Annotated in this window: 16 protein-coding genes; 4 read left to right on the top strand and 12 right to left on the bottom strand. The window is 61.8% G+C overall.

All coding sequences use genetic code 11. The features are described from left to right. Positions 1 to 224: 224 nt before the first annotated feature. Both B1400_RS08745 and B1400_RS08740 read right to left on the bottom strand, forming a co-directional pair. Positions 225 to 479: a hypothetical protein gene (locus B1400_RS08745; protein ID WP_033518316.1), complete on the bottom strand. Its 255-nt coding sequence runs from the start codon at positions 477 to 479 to the stop codon at positions 225 to 227. Beyond that, a complete protein-coding gene (locus tag B1400_RS08740) occupies positions 476 to 1,066 on the bottom strand; it encodes a ParA family protein (protein WP_095614013.1) in 591 nt (196 codons plus the stop codon). The genes B1400_RS08745 and B1400_RS08740 overlap by 4 nt, the downstream gene beginning before the upstream one ends. 247 nt (positions 1,067 to 1,313) lie before the next feature. On the opposite strand from B1400_RS08740, the gene B1400_RS08735 reads away from it, so the two are divergent. Then, a complete protein-coding gene (locus B1400_RS08735) occupies positions 1,314 to 1,985 on the top strand; it encodes a hypothetical protein (RefSeq protein ID WP_095614012.1) in 672 nt (223 codons plus the stop codon). Between the two features lie 297 nt (positions 1,986 to 2,282). On the opposite strand, the gene B1400_RS08730 is transcribed toward B1400_RS08735, so the two are convergent. Both B1400_RS08730 and B1400_RS08725 read right to left on the bottom strand, forming a co-directional pair. Further along, on the bottom strand, positions 2,283 to 2,861 hold the full coding sequence (locus B1400_RS08730; protein WP_095614011.1) for a hypothetical protein: 579 nt from the start codon (positions 2,859 to 2,861) through the stop codon (positions 2,283 to 2,285). Further along, entirely contained in the window at positions 2,858 to 4,117 is a 1,260-nt protein-coding gene (locus tag B1400_RS08725; RefSeq protein ID WP_133064673.1) for an AAA family ATPase, read from the bottom strand. Before B1400_RS08725 ends, B1400_RS08730 begins: the two co-directional genes overlap by 4 nt. Before the next feature lie 170 nt (positions 4,118 to 4,287). Here B1400_RS08725 and B1400_RS08720 point away from each other — a divergent pair, with 170 nt between their 5' ends. Beyond that, entirely contained in the window at positions 4,288 to 5,289 is a 1,002-nt protein-coding gene (locus B1400_RS08720; protein WP_157909666.1) for a HipA domain-containing protein, read from the top strand. A 54-nt stretch (positions 5,290 to 5,343) separates the two neighbouring features. Here the strand turns inward: B1400_RS08720 and B1400_RS08715 are convergent, their stop codons facing one another. Both B1400_RS08715 and B1400_RS08710 read right to left on the bottom strand, forming a co-directional pair. Further along, the gene (locus tag B1400_RS08715; protein ID WP_095614008.1) at positions 5,344 to 5,598 is read right to left on the bottom strand and encodes a hypothetical protein; all 255 of its coding nucleotides are present in this window, start codon (positions 5,596 to 5,598) and stop codon (positions 5,344 to 5,346) included. Positions 5,599 to 5,697: 99 nt separating this feature from the next. Continuing rightward, complete coding sequence (locus tag B1400_RS08710; protein ID WP_095614007.1) at positions 5,698 to 6,804, bottom strand: hypothetical protein; 1,107 nt, start codon at positions 6,802 to 6,804, stop codon at positions 5,698 to 5,700. A gap of 397 nt (positions 6,805 to 7,201) precedes the next feature. On the opposite strand from B1400_RS08710, the gene B1400_RS08705 reads away from it, so the two are divergent. Then, complete coding sequence (locus B1400_RS08705; protein WP_133064672.1) at positions 7,202 to 7,738, top strand: hypothetical protein; 537 nt, start codon at positions 7,202 to 7,204, stop codon at positions 7,736 to 7,738. A gap of 13 nt (positions 7,739 to 7,751) precedes the next feature. After that, positions 7,752 to 8,054: a hypothetical protein gene (locus B1400_RS08700; RefSeq protein WP_095614005.1), complete on the top strand. Its 303-nt coding sequence runs from the start codon at positions 7,752 to 7,754 to the stop codon at positions 8,052 to 8,054. Between the two features lie 315 nt (positions 8,055 to 8,369). Here B1400_RS08700 and B1400_RS09540 read toward each other — a convergent pair whose 3' ends face one another. From B1400_RS09540 to B1400_RS08670, 6 genes are all read right to left on the bottom strand, one after another. Beyond that, positions 8,370 to 8,588 carry an IS3 family transposase gene (locus tag B1400_RS09540; RefSeq protein ID WP_095614004.1) on the bottom strand — a complete coding sequence of 73 codons (219 nt, stop codon included), beginning with the start codon at positions 8,586 to 8,588 and terminating at the stop codon, positions 8,370 to 8,372. Continuing rightward, positions 8,494 to 9,192, bottom strand: coding sequence for an IS3 family transposase (locus B1400_RS08690; protein ID WP_095614014.1), 699 nt, complete (start codon positions 9,190 to 9,192; stop codon positions 8,494 to 8,496). Before B1400_RS08690 ends, B1400_RS09540 begins: the two co-directional genes overlap by 95 nt. Positions 9,193 to 10,448: 1,256 nt before the next feature. Beyond that, positions 10,449 to 11,324 (bottom strand): hypothetical protein, encoded by an 876-nt coding sequence (locus tag B1400_RS08685; RefSeq protein WP_133064671.1) that lies wholly within the window; start codon positions 11,322 to 11,324, stop codon positions 10,449 to 10,451. A gap of 93 nt (positions 11,325 to 11,417) precedes the next feature. Then, on the bottom strand, positions 11,418 to 11,930 hold the full coding sequence (locus B1400_RS08680; RefSeq protein ID WP_095614002.1) for a hypothetical protein: 513 nt from the start codon (positions 11,928 to 11,930) through the stop codon (positions 11,418 to 11,420). Further along, a complete protein-coding gene (locus B1400_RS08675; RefSeq protein ID WP_162288210.1) occupies positions 11,927 to 12,241 on the bottom strand; it encodes a hypothetical protein in 315 nt (104 codons plus the stop codon). The genes B1400_RS08680 and B1400_RS08675 overlap by 4 nt, the downstream gene beginning before the upstream one ends. Before the next feature lie 17 nt (positions 12,242 to 12,258). Then, a complete protein-coding gene (locus B1400_RS08670) occupies positions 12,259 to 12,654 on the bottom strand; it encodes a hypothetical protein (protein WP_133064670.1) in 396 nt (131 codons plus the stop codon). Between the last annotated feature and the right edge of the window lie 57 nt (positions 12,655 to 12,711).

Here is a 12,711-nt window from a genome sequence, read left to right as displayed (position 1 = left end):
ATGATGCCTCCTCCCGCCGAACCGATGGACAACGTGCGTCCATTGTCGGCGCGACGCGTCCGGGGCGCGGACCACCCGCCCCGGACGGACGGCAAGCAACAAACTAGTTATATAACTAATTATCTATATATATAGTCGGATGGTCCGCGGGCGCGCCCCGTCGCCGCCGCGGGACGCAAAGGGCCGGGCGCCCGTCGGACGCCCGGCCCCGCTCCCCCGGCGCGCTATTCGCCCATGGAGGCCAGCTCGCGCCGGATGGCGTCCACGACGATGGACGCCATCGTGCGCCCCGAGCGGACGGCCGCGACCTTGAGCTCGGCCTTGAGCGAGACGGGGACCTTGACCCCCATGAGCACGCTCGCCTCCGGCTCGCCCGGCGCGCCGGCGTCGCCCTTGCGCTCGGTGTCCTGGATGTCCATGAGCCTGGGGGCCGCGGCCGGCCCCTGCGGGCGGGCCAGGTTCCTGACGGGTTTGATCATCGCATTGCCTCCTTGAGTTCGCGCCACACGTCCTCGTATCCGTGCAGGTTGCTCGCGAAGCGCTGCCCGTACGCGTTGGACAGGTCGCTGCGCTTGGGGATCTCGGCCTCGAACACGCTCGCCCGCCGCGAGGCGAGGTACTCGCGCGCGGCGCGGGCGGCGAGCGTGTTCGCCTCGACGCGCACCATGAGCACCGCGTAGGGCCGGCCCGCCGCCTCGAGCACGTCGACGACGGCGCCCGTCTGCTGCAGGTCGATGCCCGACGTGCCGGTCGGCACGACGACGAAGTCGGCCATGTCCTTGGCCATGTCCGTGACCTTGCCCGTCGGCGGCGTGTCCACGACGACCAGGCCGTCCCGGCCCTCGTCGCGCAGCCGCAGCAGGTCGGCCATGTTGGCGCTGCGCACCTCGAAGCCCAGCGGAGAGCCGCCCTGCGCGGCGTTGTACTGCCACAGGCTCGCGCTGGACTGCGAGTCCGCGTCCAGCACCACCGTCGGCACGCCCTCGCGCGCCGCCTGCGTCGCCAACGCCATCGCGGTGGTCGTCTTGCCGACCCCGCCCTTGAGATTGATCACCGAGACGATCATCGTCGCCTCCCTTCCGCGGCGCACGCCGCATGGATACGGAACGGCATCATACACGCACCTATATAACTATATAACTATATAACTAACTATATGCCCGTAGGCTCGCCACCGGGTCGAACCCCGATATAGTTAATTATATAGATATATAGTTAACTAGCAAGTCCGGCGTGCCGCGGGGTGGCCCGCGCCCCGCGCCGACGGATGCGACAATGGCCGGGACGCACAAGGACCGACGAAAGGAGACGCCATGGCGATCGACGAGGAGACGCTCAAGGCGTTCAGCGGCGTATACGACATCGAACAGCCGTCATACGACCGCGTCATCACGCTCGACCACATGAAGGAGCCCGTACCCAACCCATTGCTGGACAAGGACGACGTGTGCGCCGTGGTCCAGATCAACGCGCGCGGCGGCGAAGGCCCCTACGCGGTGGCGGCCGGGCACGGGGCCGCCATCCGCGACGCCCTGTTCGACGGGCTCACCCCCGGCGTCAACTACACGAAGCTCACCAGCGAACAGGCGTTCGACGACGAGGCCGCGCGCCGCATCATGGACGACTACCGCGAACGGGGATGGGACGCCGGCGAGTTCTGGATCGACGACGCCCGGCTCGTCGTCGCGGCGGCGCCCGGATACGGCACCGCGCAGGACGACTTCGACCTGCTCAACGACTGGGCCGCCGGCGATGTGTACGAGATCCGCGAATACCGCCGCCACGAATGGCGCGACGAACACGGGGCGACGATGAGCACATGGGACCAGACCGGCTACCTCGGCGACGTGTACCTCGGCGGCGAGCGGGACTGGACCGCCGCGTTCGACGACCCCGGCGACACGCGGGACGCGGCGCTGGCCGCCATGCCGGACATGCCCGCCGTCCCGACGGCCGCGCCCGACGTCCACGGAGCCGTCCGATGAGCGCCGGGGAACGCACGCCGGCCGACCCGACCGGCACGGGGCGCGCGCACGACCCGGCCGCATGGCAAGCGTACTGGCGGACGCACGGCTACGAACCGGTCGGACTCAACGAGACCCAGGCCTCGGCGAAGGCGGTCGAACTCTCCCGCAGGGCATCCGCGATCCTCGAACGCGAACGGCTCGACCTGCATGAAGGCTCCGCCGCGCCCATCGAGATGCGGCGGTGGGGCGAGGAGGTGTGCTTCGCCGCCGACGCGCCGCACGGCTCGCCTCTAGCGATGAGCGCCGGCCGCGTCCTCATAATAATGCTTGGTTCACGAACTTATCGAAATCGGTGCCCGAAAGCATGTGCCCCCTGCGGAACAGGGATCCCTCGGCGAGGCGCAGGAACTCGGCGATCCCCTTCTCTTCGTTCCCGCCGTCATCGCCCTTCGCCTTGCCCCGCACCCGATTCCCGATGCGGGTCCGGGAAGGATGCACATACATGTATTCGACATGGGACCGCATCTGCTTGCAGGTCCATCCGGTGAGGTCGGAGAGCACCAGCAGGGAGCTGATCGCTTTCTCCCGGACATCATGCGCTTTGACGTTCTTCTGGGAGCCGGCTTTGAACTCGATGAGGTACACCGTGTCGCCTATCGCGAGAAGCGCGTCGGATGACTTCAGCACATGGTCGGTGCATCCGCACTGGTTGAGCCACCGTGTCTTTACGGCGTCCATGTTCACGGCGTCCACGTCCAGCCCGGACAGCTCCTGCTTATTGTCCTTGTCCCGTGACGCCGCACGCAGCGTGGTGCGGCATGCTTTCAGCATCCGATCGGATCGCACCAGCCGCGCGAACGAGCGCGGTCTGCGCCTGCTCTTGCCGCGTGTCATCGCATCCCCGTCTCATCATCCAACCGGTCGAATGGCGCGGCAAGCAGCCCATACGCCCGTTCAAGCCGGTGGGTGACGTCCTCGCACACGCACACGCCGTCCTGCCTGCGCATCATGTAGTAGGACGTTTCATCCGCCATCCCCTGATGATCGGTGTACGTCTGCAGCGCTTCGAGGAAATAGGGGCTGTGGGTGCTCACGAGGATCGTCAGATGGAACGCGCGCCGCAATTCCACCAGCATCTCCGCCAGGTCAAGCTGCCAAGCGGGATGCAGGTGGATTTCCGGCTCGTCCAGGATGAGCACGTCATCCTCACCGACCCGGTTGTCGGACAGCAGCTGCAGCAGCATGATGAACGTTTTGCGCCCATCCGACACGTCGCGCATGTCCAGATCGCGCCCGAGGCCGTCCTCCTTGAATTTCAACCCGTACCGGTCAACGATGAGGTCGCCTCCCGCGTGGTCGCGCAATGCATTCAGCACGCCGGCAATGGAATCGTTGTTGGCCAAGGTGGTGACGGCATCCGTCTCGCCCCGGGAGAGTATCTTCTCGGTCAGGTCGGACGCATGGGCGTCCCCCCTCCCCCAGAAGGCGCTCCTGAACGAGGGGACGCCGGCCCTGTCCAACAGCCGCGGATCGTCCAGCATGGTCACGTCCGTCGTCAATCCCATCAGGGGATTCTCCGGGCGCGGATCGACGGTCGCATCGCCCTGCACGGTCAACCGGGTAAGGGGACGCCCCGGGAACTCCACTTCCGCATACCCGTCAGCGCCGCGGGCGCCGCGTCCGGAGACGTGTTCCCCGCGCAGCACATCGCCCCGCAATTGCCTGAGGACCTCCTCGTCGCTGAACGACAGGCGCTTGCGCAGACGATCCATCAGGAGCGCCCTCTCTGCCTCGTCATCGGGACCATCCGACGGGAGCGACCGGTCGATTACGCCCGCGACGGACGAGTGGTCCACCTGCTCGGGGAGCATGGCGACCAAGGCGTCCGCGGTTTCCGAAAGGGACGATTCAGGCATATCCTCAAAAGCATGGTCGCCGCGCATGAGGTAGTCCACAAGCAGGTTATAGGTGCTTCGCCGGCGTGATCTGCGCACGTCGTCCGGACCTTTGCGCAGCGCTTTGACCGTGGCGAACAAGGTGCGGCATACGGTGGATTTCCCCGTGCCGTTCTCACCGGTCAGGACGGTGATGCCCTCCAGACGCATGTCCGCGTCCCTGATGGCACCGATGTTATTGATGTGCAGCCTCATGCTCCGCAGTCTATCGCACACCCCACTACGAGGCGAGGCGGCATGCCGATGTTGCGCCTTTCCCGTCCCCTCCCGTCGCCCGCGTCATTCTCGCCGCATGCCTGCAAGCAATCCCGCTCCACGGCCGGCATCCGATAGCCGGCCCGCGCCGTCCGGTTATCATGGACGGCATGGACCGGGTCATGAACATGGAGGGCGCACCGTTGTCCCGCCGCTACTACGGCGGCCAAGCCGGACGCAAGATCGGCGTGACGGCCGACGGGTACGACTGGCTGCTCAAATACCCCGCGGCCACGCGCCGCCTCGCCGGATCCGTCCCCTCATACACCACCGCGCCCCTGTCCGAGTACCTCGGTTCGCACATCTACTCGGCCCTCGGCGTCCCCGTGCACGACACCAGGCTCGCGGTGCGCGACGGCAGGATCGTGTGCGCGTGCCGCGACTTCGTCGCGGACGGCGAACGCCTCGTCGAGTTCGCGCAGCTCATGAACTACATGGACGAGGACGACCTGCCCTCGTCGTCGCCCGGCACCGCCCACGGCCGGCGGATCGTGTACCTCGCCGACGCGCGGGCCGCGCTGTACAGGGTGCCCGATCTCTCCGGCACCCAGGGGGTCGTCGAACGGTTCTGGGACATGTTCGTCACCGACGCGTTCATACGCAACATCGACCGCGACAACACCGACTGGGGGCTGATCGACCACGGACGCGAACACGCGTTCACGCTCGCCCCCGTCTACGACAACGGCAACTCCCTGAACGACAAGAAGACCGCCGCCGCGATCGGCAGGGCATTGGACGACCCCGACAGGATACGACAGGACGCGCTCGGCGTGCGCTCCTGCTACCATGACGACCGCGGCCGCCCCATCGCCCCGTTCGAATACATGCGCAGCGGCGACGACGACTGCGTGCAGGCGCTCGACAGGTTCATGCAACGCTGGGACCCGGACCATCTCGACGACATCCTGGCGGCCATCCCCGAGCGCGCATACGGATTGAGCGTCATGGACGAACGGCAACGCGAGTACCACAGGCGCGTGCTGCACGCCAGATACGAGCAGGCGCTCACTCCGATATGGCAAGACACCTCCACGCATGCCACACCATTCGACATGACGGCACCCTGGAACGCCATACCAAGCGAGGACGCACACGGCATGAACCGCTGAAACCCCACGGCTCCGGCGCGACTGACGCACACCGCCGTACGTGGGCGGCGGCCGTCAGTCGCCGCCCACGCCCCGCCGGTCGTCGTTGAACAGCTTGAGCACATACAGGGCGACGGCTCCCATGCCGCACAACACGACCAGGAACCAATTGCCCTGGAACAGGAACCATCCGATCCCCGCATAGCACGCCCACCGGCCGACCTTGAGCAGGGACCCGACGGGATCGGCGAGGACGACGACCACGACGGAGAACACCACGAACCCCACGACCGCATACAACGCGAACGAAACGACGTCGCCGAACCGCATGGCGACCACCTCCAAAAGACACATAGTTATATAACTATATAACTAATTATATCACTAATCCTATGCTTCGGTGAACTGCCAGGCGAAACATGAACCCAACTAGGCCTTCGGGGCATGCACGGCCGGAGGATGGTGTTTGAAATACCGTCGCAAGCGTCTAAGCGTATCAAGATAGTATGCCCATACGTTATACGGGATCGCCACGCATGACGCCGCAACAGCGATCGCCATTGCGATCTCATAAGGTCGCAACCCGGTGCTTTTAACCCATTCATGCAATATCGCATACAGGTTGCGCATGTTTCCCCAATCCAACTGCATGACATTCCATATAAAAAGCACGACCACGCTCAAACCGAACAATTCCGGGATCCAGCGTAAGGGGGCATGGGAGCGGCGGCCCTTGAGATAGTTGCCGAGCTCATGCCGCAGATCCAGAGACCAAGCATCCAAAGTGGGATTCTCGTCCAGCATCGAGGAGAAGGAACCGTGCTCCAACCCGGCGAAGCACGATCCCGCTTGGATCTCCCAATCACTGAACTGCCTGCGCCGGAGGTGCATCGCCCACAGCATCTCACTGGTGCGGTTCAGCACGGCCGTGCCATATCTAAGCATCAGTCCCTGAATCATATAAAGGAAGCAAACAATCATGACGGCCAAAGCAGCGATGACAATAACACGCCTCATGTCCGACTCGGCCCCCAAAGCGGAAGCCGCGCAGGCCGCCCCCAAGCACAGAAGCATGCCATACCACCCATAGGCAATCCTCAACGCAGCATACGAGGAGGCGCGGCGACGAATCTTTCCGCAGCTCACGATGAAACCCGCCACTGCGAAGGAGACGCTCCACGACATGGCGGAGACGTTGTCCGGCACCGGCATGTGCTGCCCACCGATCTTAGGGGAGCACGACACGATGAGCGGCGGCATGACCCAGAACGAGATATCCATGACCATTATGAAATAGGCGAGAAGATAGCAAGCGCTATGCTCTGTTTCCTTCCAGTTGCGTAATACTGCAACCAGTATTCCGCACGAAATAAGGCAGGCAAGAAAAAGAAACCCACCCCAATTATAACCCTCATCCGACAGAGCCGATCCGGCCCCGAACCAATCGCAGCATTCCATGAGCATGATCGACAGAACGATCATTGCTGCCATGCCTGCCACGAACAAACAATCCAAACGCTTCCCCTTGGTGAACATATCCACATTATAGACCCGTATCAGTTGACACGGGCGGCACGTTAGCATGGACGCATTTTCCAGAACCGGCCTTCCAAGCGTTCGGCCCGAACGGACTATTCGAAACATCCGCCACAAACACCGGAACCGACGGCATACGCAGGCCGCCAAGAGTATCTACCGAAATACCGAAATCAGTAAAACCGACAAAGCACGGTGTGCCGTCAAACACACAGACCATTAATCGCCACGCGAACAGTGGACGACATGCTGTCCCCTGCCCAAGGAAAACACAGCCCCAAAGCCCTACGATGGAATCGGCTTCAACGACGAACCGCGCCACCCATTCCCATAACATAGGGAACCCCCAGGCAGGGCGGACACATCGTCTCCGGCCGAACATGCAAAGGAGCACATCATGAACAACCACAAGTCACGAACAATGCATGGGCCAATAAGCGTCGTCCTCGCGCTGTTGGCGATTGTCGCCATCGGATTCGCCCCAACCCACGCATACGCGGACGAAGGACACGTACCGGACAACGCCTCACAGACCATCACAGGCCGCACCGTTTCCGTCGCGGACGACGGGCGGGGACTCGACCTGAACCTCCTAGAAGGGGATACAGTCGAGGTCGAAGGTGACACCGCCATCATCAGAAACACCAACGGCTCGCCCGTCGCGACAATCGAAGCGAAGCCGCCACAGGGGTACAAGGTCGCGTACGATTCCCACAACCATCATCTCACCGTGATACCGGACACGCCGTTCCGCAGGCGCGGGTGCACCAACAACAAGTTCGCACAATGGCTGGTCGGCACCGGCGGGGCTCTCATGGTCTGCCTTCCCCTTGGGCTTGGCGTAGGGGGACTCACCGCAGGCATTGGAGGCGCCGTGGCCGGTGCGGTATGCACAGCCGGCGCAGATGGGTTGAGGACATGGGTGAGCTGCTGACCAAAGGCCCATCATGGCAAAGAACAACGGAACCATACATGACATCATCGAAACCAACCGGCGCAGACCATGGCGGCACTTCCCCAACGCCCACTGGTCATCCCTGATCATGACATGCGTCCTGAGCACATTGATGATCATCGGCGCCATACGCGCGCACGCCCCATGCATAATCGCGGCCTCCCTCCTCGTGGCCGGCGTGATCTTCCTAATCGTCGAAGCCGCCTTCTACGCGGCATCCACACCGCCACGCGCACACGACCCCTCACTGCAGAGCGACGCAACGGAGCACCACGACACAACGCGCAGACCATGAGAGACGCCAGAAGGGCGGCACGCCGATCGCTGTCCGAACAGGTGAACGCCGGTACCGACAAACATGTGGTGGTCTGGTTCCCGACCATACCGTGACAGTCGGGAACCAGGCCACCGCCTTCCGGCGCATGCACAACCCCGGACGGGGCCATGCATGCGCCATCGCCTGACCATCCCAGCACGGGGCTAGCCGCCGGCGGCTAGCCCCGCATACCGTTGGCGTGGCGTCCGTGCAGCCGCAACCTGTTTGTGTTCAATTAAGAGTTGAGGTTGGGGGTGGTGCATAAATCTTGGACTGCGTTGTCGCTGTTCTTGATTATGCCATGAGCCCTAGTTCTTGTCGGTGTCGGCGGATGCCCATGCCGTATTCGGTCTTGATGCGTTCGTCGCGATACCAGACCAGATAGGATTCCAGAGCATCGACGAATTCGTCAATGCTGTCATCCTGATGGTCCCGGTTGTAGTAGAACTCCTGCTTCAATCGGCCGAAGAAGCCCCCGGCGGCGCTGTCCGTCGAGCAGCCCTTGGCGCTCATGGAACGCGTCAGCCCGTGGCGTTCGCAGATGCGGATCCACTCGGGCCAGCGGTAGTGGCTTCCCTAGTCCGGAGTGGATGATGGGATGCTCGCCGTCGGCCAGGGTGGCGCATGCGTGCTCGAGCATGGTGTCGGCCAGTTCGGCCGTCGGGCTGGTGCCGATGCTCCACGCCACGGGCATCCCGTCGTAGCAGTCGATGACCGGGCTGAGGTAGACTCTGCTGGCGCCGATGCGGAACTCGGTGATGTCGGTGACCCACAGCCGGTTGGGCTTCTGCGCATGGAAGTCCCGCCTGACGATGTTGGCGGGCGCGGGCGTGTGCTCTCCCGAGTACGAGCTGTAGCGCCTGCGACTCCGTAGCTTCGGGACGATGCCGTGCCCGGTCATGAGCTTCATGACGCGCCGGGCGCACACGCGTATGCCCTGGTCGCGCAGCATGCGCCATATACGCCGGTATCCGTATCGTTCCCGGCTTTGCTCGAACGCCCGCCGGACGGGATCGAGCAGCCACCCGTCCCGCTCGGGCCGGCCCAGACGCTTCCTGTTGGCGTAGAATGTGCTGCGCGACGGGCCGCACCTTCCCAGCAGGTCGCGTGGCTTCATGGCGAACCTGTAGGCCAGATGCAATACTTGGCTTAACTCAAGGAGGCATAGATGCCAAATCCACTGCTGTCACGCATCCAGCATTCCACCGTCATCGAGCAGAGCCATGATCTCTTTCAGACGAGCGCCGCGACGAACGCCGGAGGCATACGATGGGTGATTTCTTTATCATCATGGTCGAGGAAACATACCGAAAAGGCATGGGAAAAAGAGGAAGATCAGACATCTCATACAGATAGCACGAAATATAAGTACACAATAAAAAGGTTTCTCCTCAATCTATTCACATTGATACCTGCAATTATTGCTTTATTATTATATAAATGTACCCAATCATCTACTCAGATGGTACTTACTATAGCTTCACACACTCTCTCAATTGTGTGCATTCTGATATCCATTCTGATCCTGATCATGTGCTACCCATCGGATTCCTGGGAAATAGTACATTCTGAGCGGCTAGTCATACGATGCGCCAAACTGCTTCCATTCTATACGTCAACAGTCATTATCATAATGCTGCTCCTGTTCCGCACCAGCACAGTTTCTGATGGGCCGTCATCAATCATCACCATCCTTGCCGCCGCACTCCTATATGGATCATGCGCTTTTATCATGGCGCAACTAATTGGCATGGGGCAACGTTATTGGCTATCGGCTTCCTGCCTATCATTCGTATATCTGATGGCCTTATCATGGTTCATGTATGCCGTAGTGCTTGTCATTGCAAGCATTCCTCTGTCTTATTTCCTGAATAACACGATCGTGTCCTTCTTTGCGGGAGCCGTATTGGGCGTCTTCTATCCCGCTGCGTTCAGCTTCCGGCAATACAGCTTGAAGACCGCACAGGACGTAATAGACGCCGCAGACGACCTAAGTATGCAGTTATCCGCTGCGCCGGTTGACCCGTCGCTGCTATCCGCCGCAGCCATAAACTTCGACAAGGCACTGGATACGACAATGTTCCCAGGCAACCTATCACGACAAAAATACGCATCTCCAGAACTACGCTACACAATCATGGCATACGTTGACCGATTGGCACGCGTCGGCAATACCGAAGGCATGCCGCTCGCGTCCTACATGCGGACACACTTCCCGCATCAGCGTGATTTCTCCAGTGGAAAGATAAGGCTATCGGAATCTCTCGGCGGGGAAGCCCCCGATGATCTTCACACGGATCTAACCGAATTTCTCGACGCCCTCGGCAGTATCTCATATCCGTGTCGAATTAGCACCTTTCACAGTGCAGTAGATCATGGCCGAACATGCCCCAGCACTTCGTCTGCCACTGCTAGCAACCGTTGGCCGCGGCGTGAGTGGGCCCCTTCCAAATACCTTCCATCAGCGTGTACAAGCAGGTCTCGTCCGACGGGCTTTCCGTCGAGCAGGATGCGTAGGAGGAACGTCTCCTCCGCATGCTCGTCACGGATTACGATGCGCCGGTGCCATAGCAGAAAGGACAGGTCGAGGTATGCATTCCCCACCCTGGACACTTGCACGTACCAGGGCGCCACGTCGCCGAGACGCACCCTATCCAGCGTCTCGAGCTTCCGCTGCAATCCGCTCCCCTTCCGAATCCAACGGCCCACAAGCGGTTGTGCGGGCGCGGCGAAGAACAACATCCACGGCAGATTATGCATGTTCGCCACATAATACAGCCATCCGCTGTTCACCTTCCATCCCTCCAGCATCCTGCGTGCGTAATCGACGCTCATGTGGATTCCGGCGCTTCGTTCCCAGTCCGCGACGATCAGATCGAACCTGTCACGCATGAGTGTGCGCAGCATGGCACCTTTAGGGCTATTCACCGGACGCCGCCCATCATCCTTGCGGTATCGCGGATCGGCGTATGGGCATGCCAGGTATTCATCCTCGTCGTAGCGTGCGAGGTTCGGGACCGAATGACGCACATGCCTGCCATAAGGTCTGCCTGCGGCATCCTCCTGATTACGGAACAGGCCAACCAGCTGGATGGGATTGTCGCATTCGGGGCATATCGCAAGGAACGTGCGTTTATTATCCGCATGCACCGACACAAAGGGCGGACGCAGGCCAGTGTACTGGCCGAAGTTCTCATCGCTGATCGGAATCGCAAGCAATTCCCGCACATGCGTCTTGAATACGTCCATGGCCCACATCCCTTCGTTCACTGCCGTCAGCAATAGCCAATTCTACCCGTCGCGCAACGATGAATGCGACGCCGCCGAGCATTCCTCCCGCCATCACCCATAGGTACGCTCGATGCCCAGCCACCACCCCGGGGGCAGTTGCGACACTACGCCCTGCCGCTCCGCAAATGACAGACACGTAAGGACCAAGGTCAACCCCATCGTGAAATCACGCCCATGACGACGCATACGAAACTCATACACCTCCATGCAATCATGCGCTGAATCGACATTATGCCCGAACACGCCCGCTCGCCTCAGCCGCGCTTCGGGCAACACACCCGGATTCTTGGACACCGGCCGCTCTGTGCGCATGCGCCTGCGGAACACACCCCCATCACACACGATCGACGCGGCGCGCCCCCACCATGCGATGCTGACGCGCGGCACCGCGCCTTCCAGTTCGGCGAACCGCAGGCACGCGAGCACCGTGGATAGGCCCAGCGTGAACTCCTCGCCATCCTGCCGCAGATCGAACAAGTACGCCTCACCGCCCCTGCCCGCATCCATCGCCATGGCGACGATGCGCGCCGCCGGATCCGTATTCGTAATGTGCTCCTCCATCATGATTCCCTTCCTTGCTCCGGGTCGCAAGCCGGGCCGTCCTCAACTTTCCGCGCCAGTAATAACAGCACCCACAGGGTTGCAGCGAGCCCCCAATAGAGCCATGTCGAGAGCCATATCGATTGCGCGTATCCTCCGCTGAGGGCGATGATGAGATTCACGCCCGCCATACCGGCCTGTACGAGGGCGGCAAGCATATACAACCGGTACATTCCCGGATGTCCCGTGTCATGCATGTGAACGGCCAGATCGGCCTCAGACAGCGCGATCGCCGAACACAAGACGAACCAGGCCGCCGCTGCGATAATGCTCAAGGGCACGATTCTCCTCCTTATTCCATGTATGACGGATCGATCTGAATGACGGGCGTCGAACCGTCCCGCGCCAGGAAGGTCTGCATGAACCGAATCTCGGCGCCCTTGAGCAGGACACGCGACACGCGGCCGCCTTCCTCCGCCAGTCCGATGCCGCGCTGGAACACGCGGATGAAATCGTTGCGGTACTCATGCTGTCCCGGCAACCAGTTGGCGACACCGTACTCCACCTCGATCCGCCCGCCCGTTCGCCGCCATTGCACATCCCACAGCTCCCAATCATCCCCGTCCACATACAGGTCGCTTTGCCGCCATGGCGCATCATCGGCATTCCCGCGCCGGCGCCGTCCCGCGAACCAGCCGACCAATGAGACGATCATGCCGAGGCAGCTCGCGGCCGCGGCGATCATCATCAGCCACAGGATCACATACAGCCACACCTCGGAACCCTCACGGACGATCACCGCCGA

It is taken from the genome of Bifidobacterium italicum, assembly GCF_002286915.1.
Lineage (GTDB): Bacteria > Actinomycetota > Actinomycetes > Actinomycetales > Bifidobacteriaceae > Bifidobacterium > Bifidobacterium italicum.
Note: the sequence above shows the minus strand (reverse complement) of the source record. Positions and strands in the feature narration are given on the sequence as shown.

What these genes read in the sequence shown, in the direction of transcription:
- B1400_RS08670 (WP_133064670.1), bottom strand. Translation starts at nt 12,654, where the DNA reads ATGATGATCGCCGCGGCCGCGAGCTGCCTCGGCATGATCGTCTCATTG.
- B1400_RS08735 (WP_095614012.1), top strand. Translation starts at nt 1,314, where the DNA reads ATGGCGATCGACGAGGAGACGCTCAAGGCGTTCAGCGGCGTATACGAC.
- B1400_RS08700 (WP_095614005.1), top strand. Translation starts at nt 7,752, where the DNA reads ATGGCAAAGAACAACGGAACCATACATGACATCATCGAAACCAACCGG.
- B1400_RS08710 (WP_095614007.1), bottom strand. Translation starts at nt 6,804, where the DNA reads ATGTTCACCAAGGGGAAGCGTTTGGATTGTTTGTTCGTGGCAGGCATG.
- B1400_RS08745 (WP_033518316.1), bottom strand. Translation starts at nt 479, where the DNA reads ATGATCAAACCCGTCAGGAACCTGGCCCGCCCGCAGGGGCCGGCCGCG.
- B1400_RS09540 (WP_095614004.1), bottom strand. Translation starts at nt 8,588, where the DNA reads ATGAGCGCCAAGGGCTGCTCGACGGACAGCGCCGCCGGGGGCTTCTTC.
- B1400_RS08685 (WP_133064671.1), bottom strand. Translation starts at nt 11,324, where the DNA reads ATGGACGTATTCAAGACGCATGTGCGGGAATTGCTTGCGATTCCGATC.
- B1400_RS08730 (WP_095614011.1), bottom strand. Translation starts at nt 2,861, where the DNA reads ATGACACGCGGCAAGAGCAGGCGCAGACCGCGCTCGTTCGCGCGGCTG.
- B1400_RS08725 (WP_133064673.1), bottom strand. Translation starts at nt 4,117, where the DNA reads ATGAGGCTGCACATCAATAACATCGGTGCCATCAGGGACGCGGACATG.
- B1400_RS08715 (WP_095614008.1), bottom strand. Translation starts at nt 5,598, where the DNA reads ATGCGGTTCGGCGACGTCGTTTCGTTCGCGTTGTATGCGGTCGTGGGG.
- B1400_RS08690 (WP_095614014.1), bottom strand. Translation starts at nt 9,192, where the DNA reads ATGAAGCCACGCGACCTGCTGGGAAGGTGCGGCCCGTCGCGCAGCACA.
- B1400_RS08680 (WP_095614002.1), bottom strand. Translation starts at nt 11,930, where the DNA reads ATGATGGAGGAGCACATTACGAATACGGATCCGGCGGCGCGCATCGTC.
- B1400_RS08705 (WP_133064672.1), top strand. Translation starts at nt 7,202, where the DNA reads ATGAACAACCACAAGTCACGAACAATGCATGGGCCAATAAGCGTCGTC.
- B1400_RS08720 (WP_157909666.1), top strand. Translation starts at nt 4,288, where the DNA reads ATGGACCGGGTCATGAACATGGAGGGCGCACCGTTGTCCCGCCGCTAC.
- B1400_RS08740 (WP_095614013.1), bottom strand. Translation starts at nt 1,066, where the DNA reads ATGATCGTCTCGGTGATCAATCTCAAGGGCGGGGTCGGCAAGACGACC.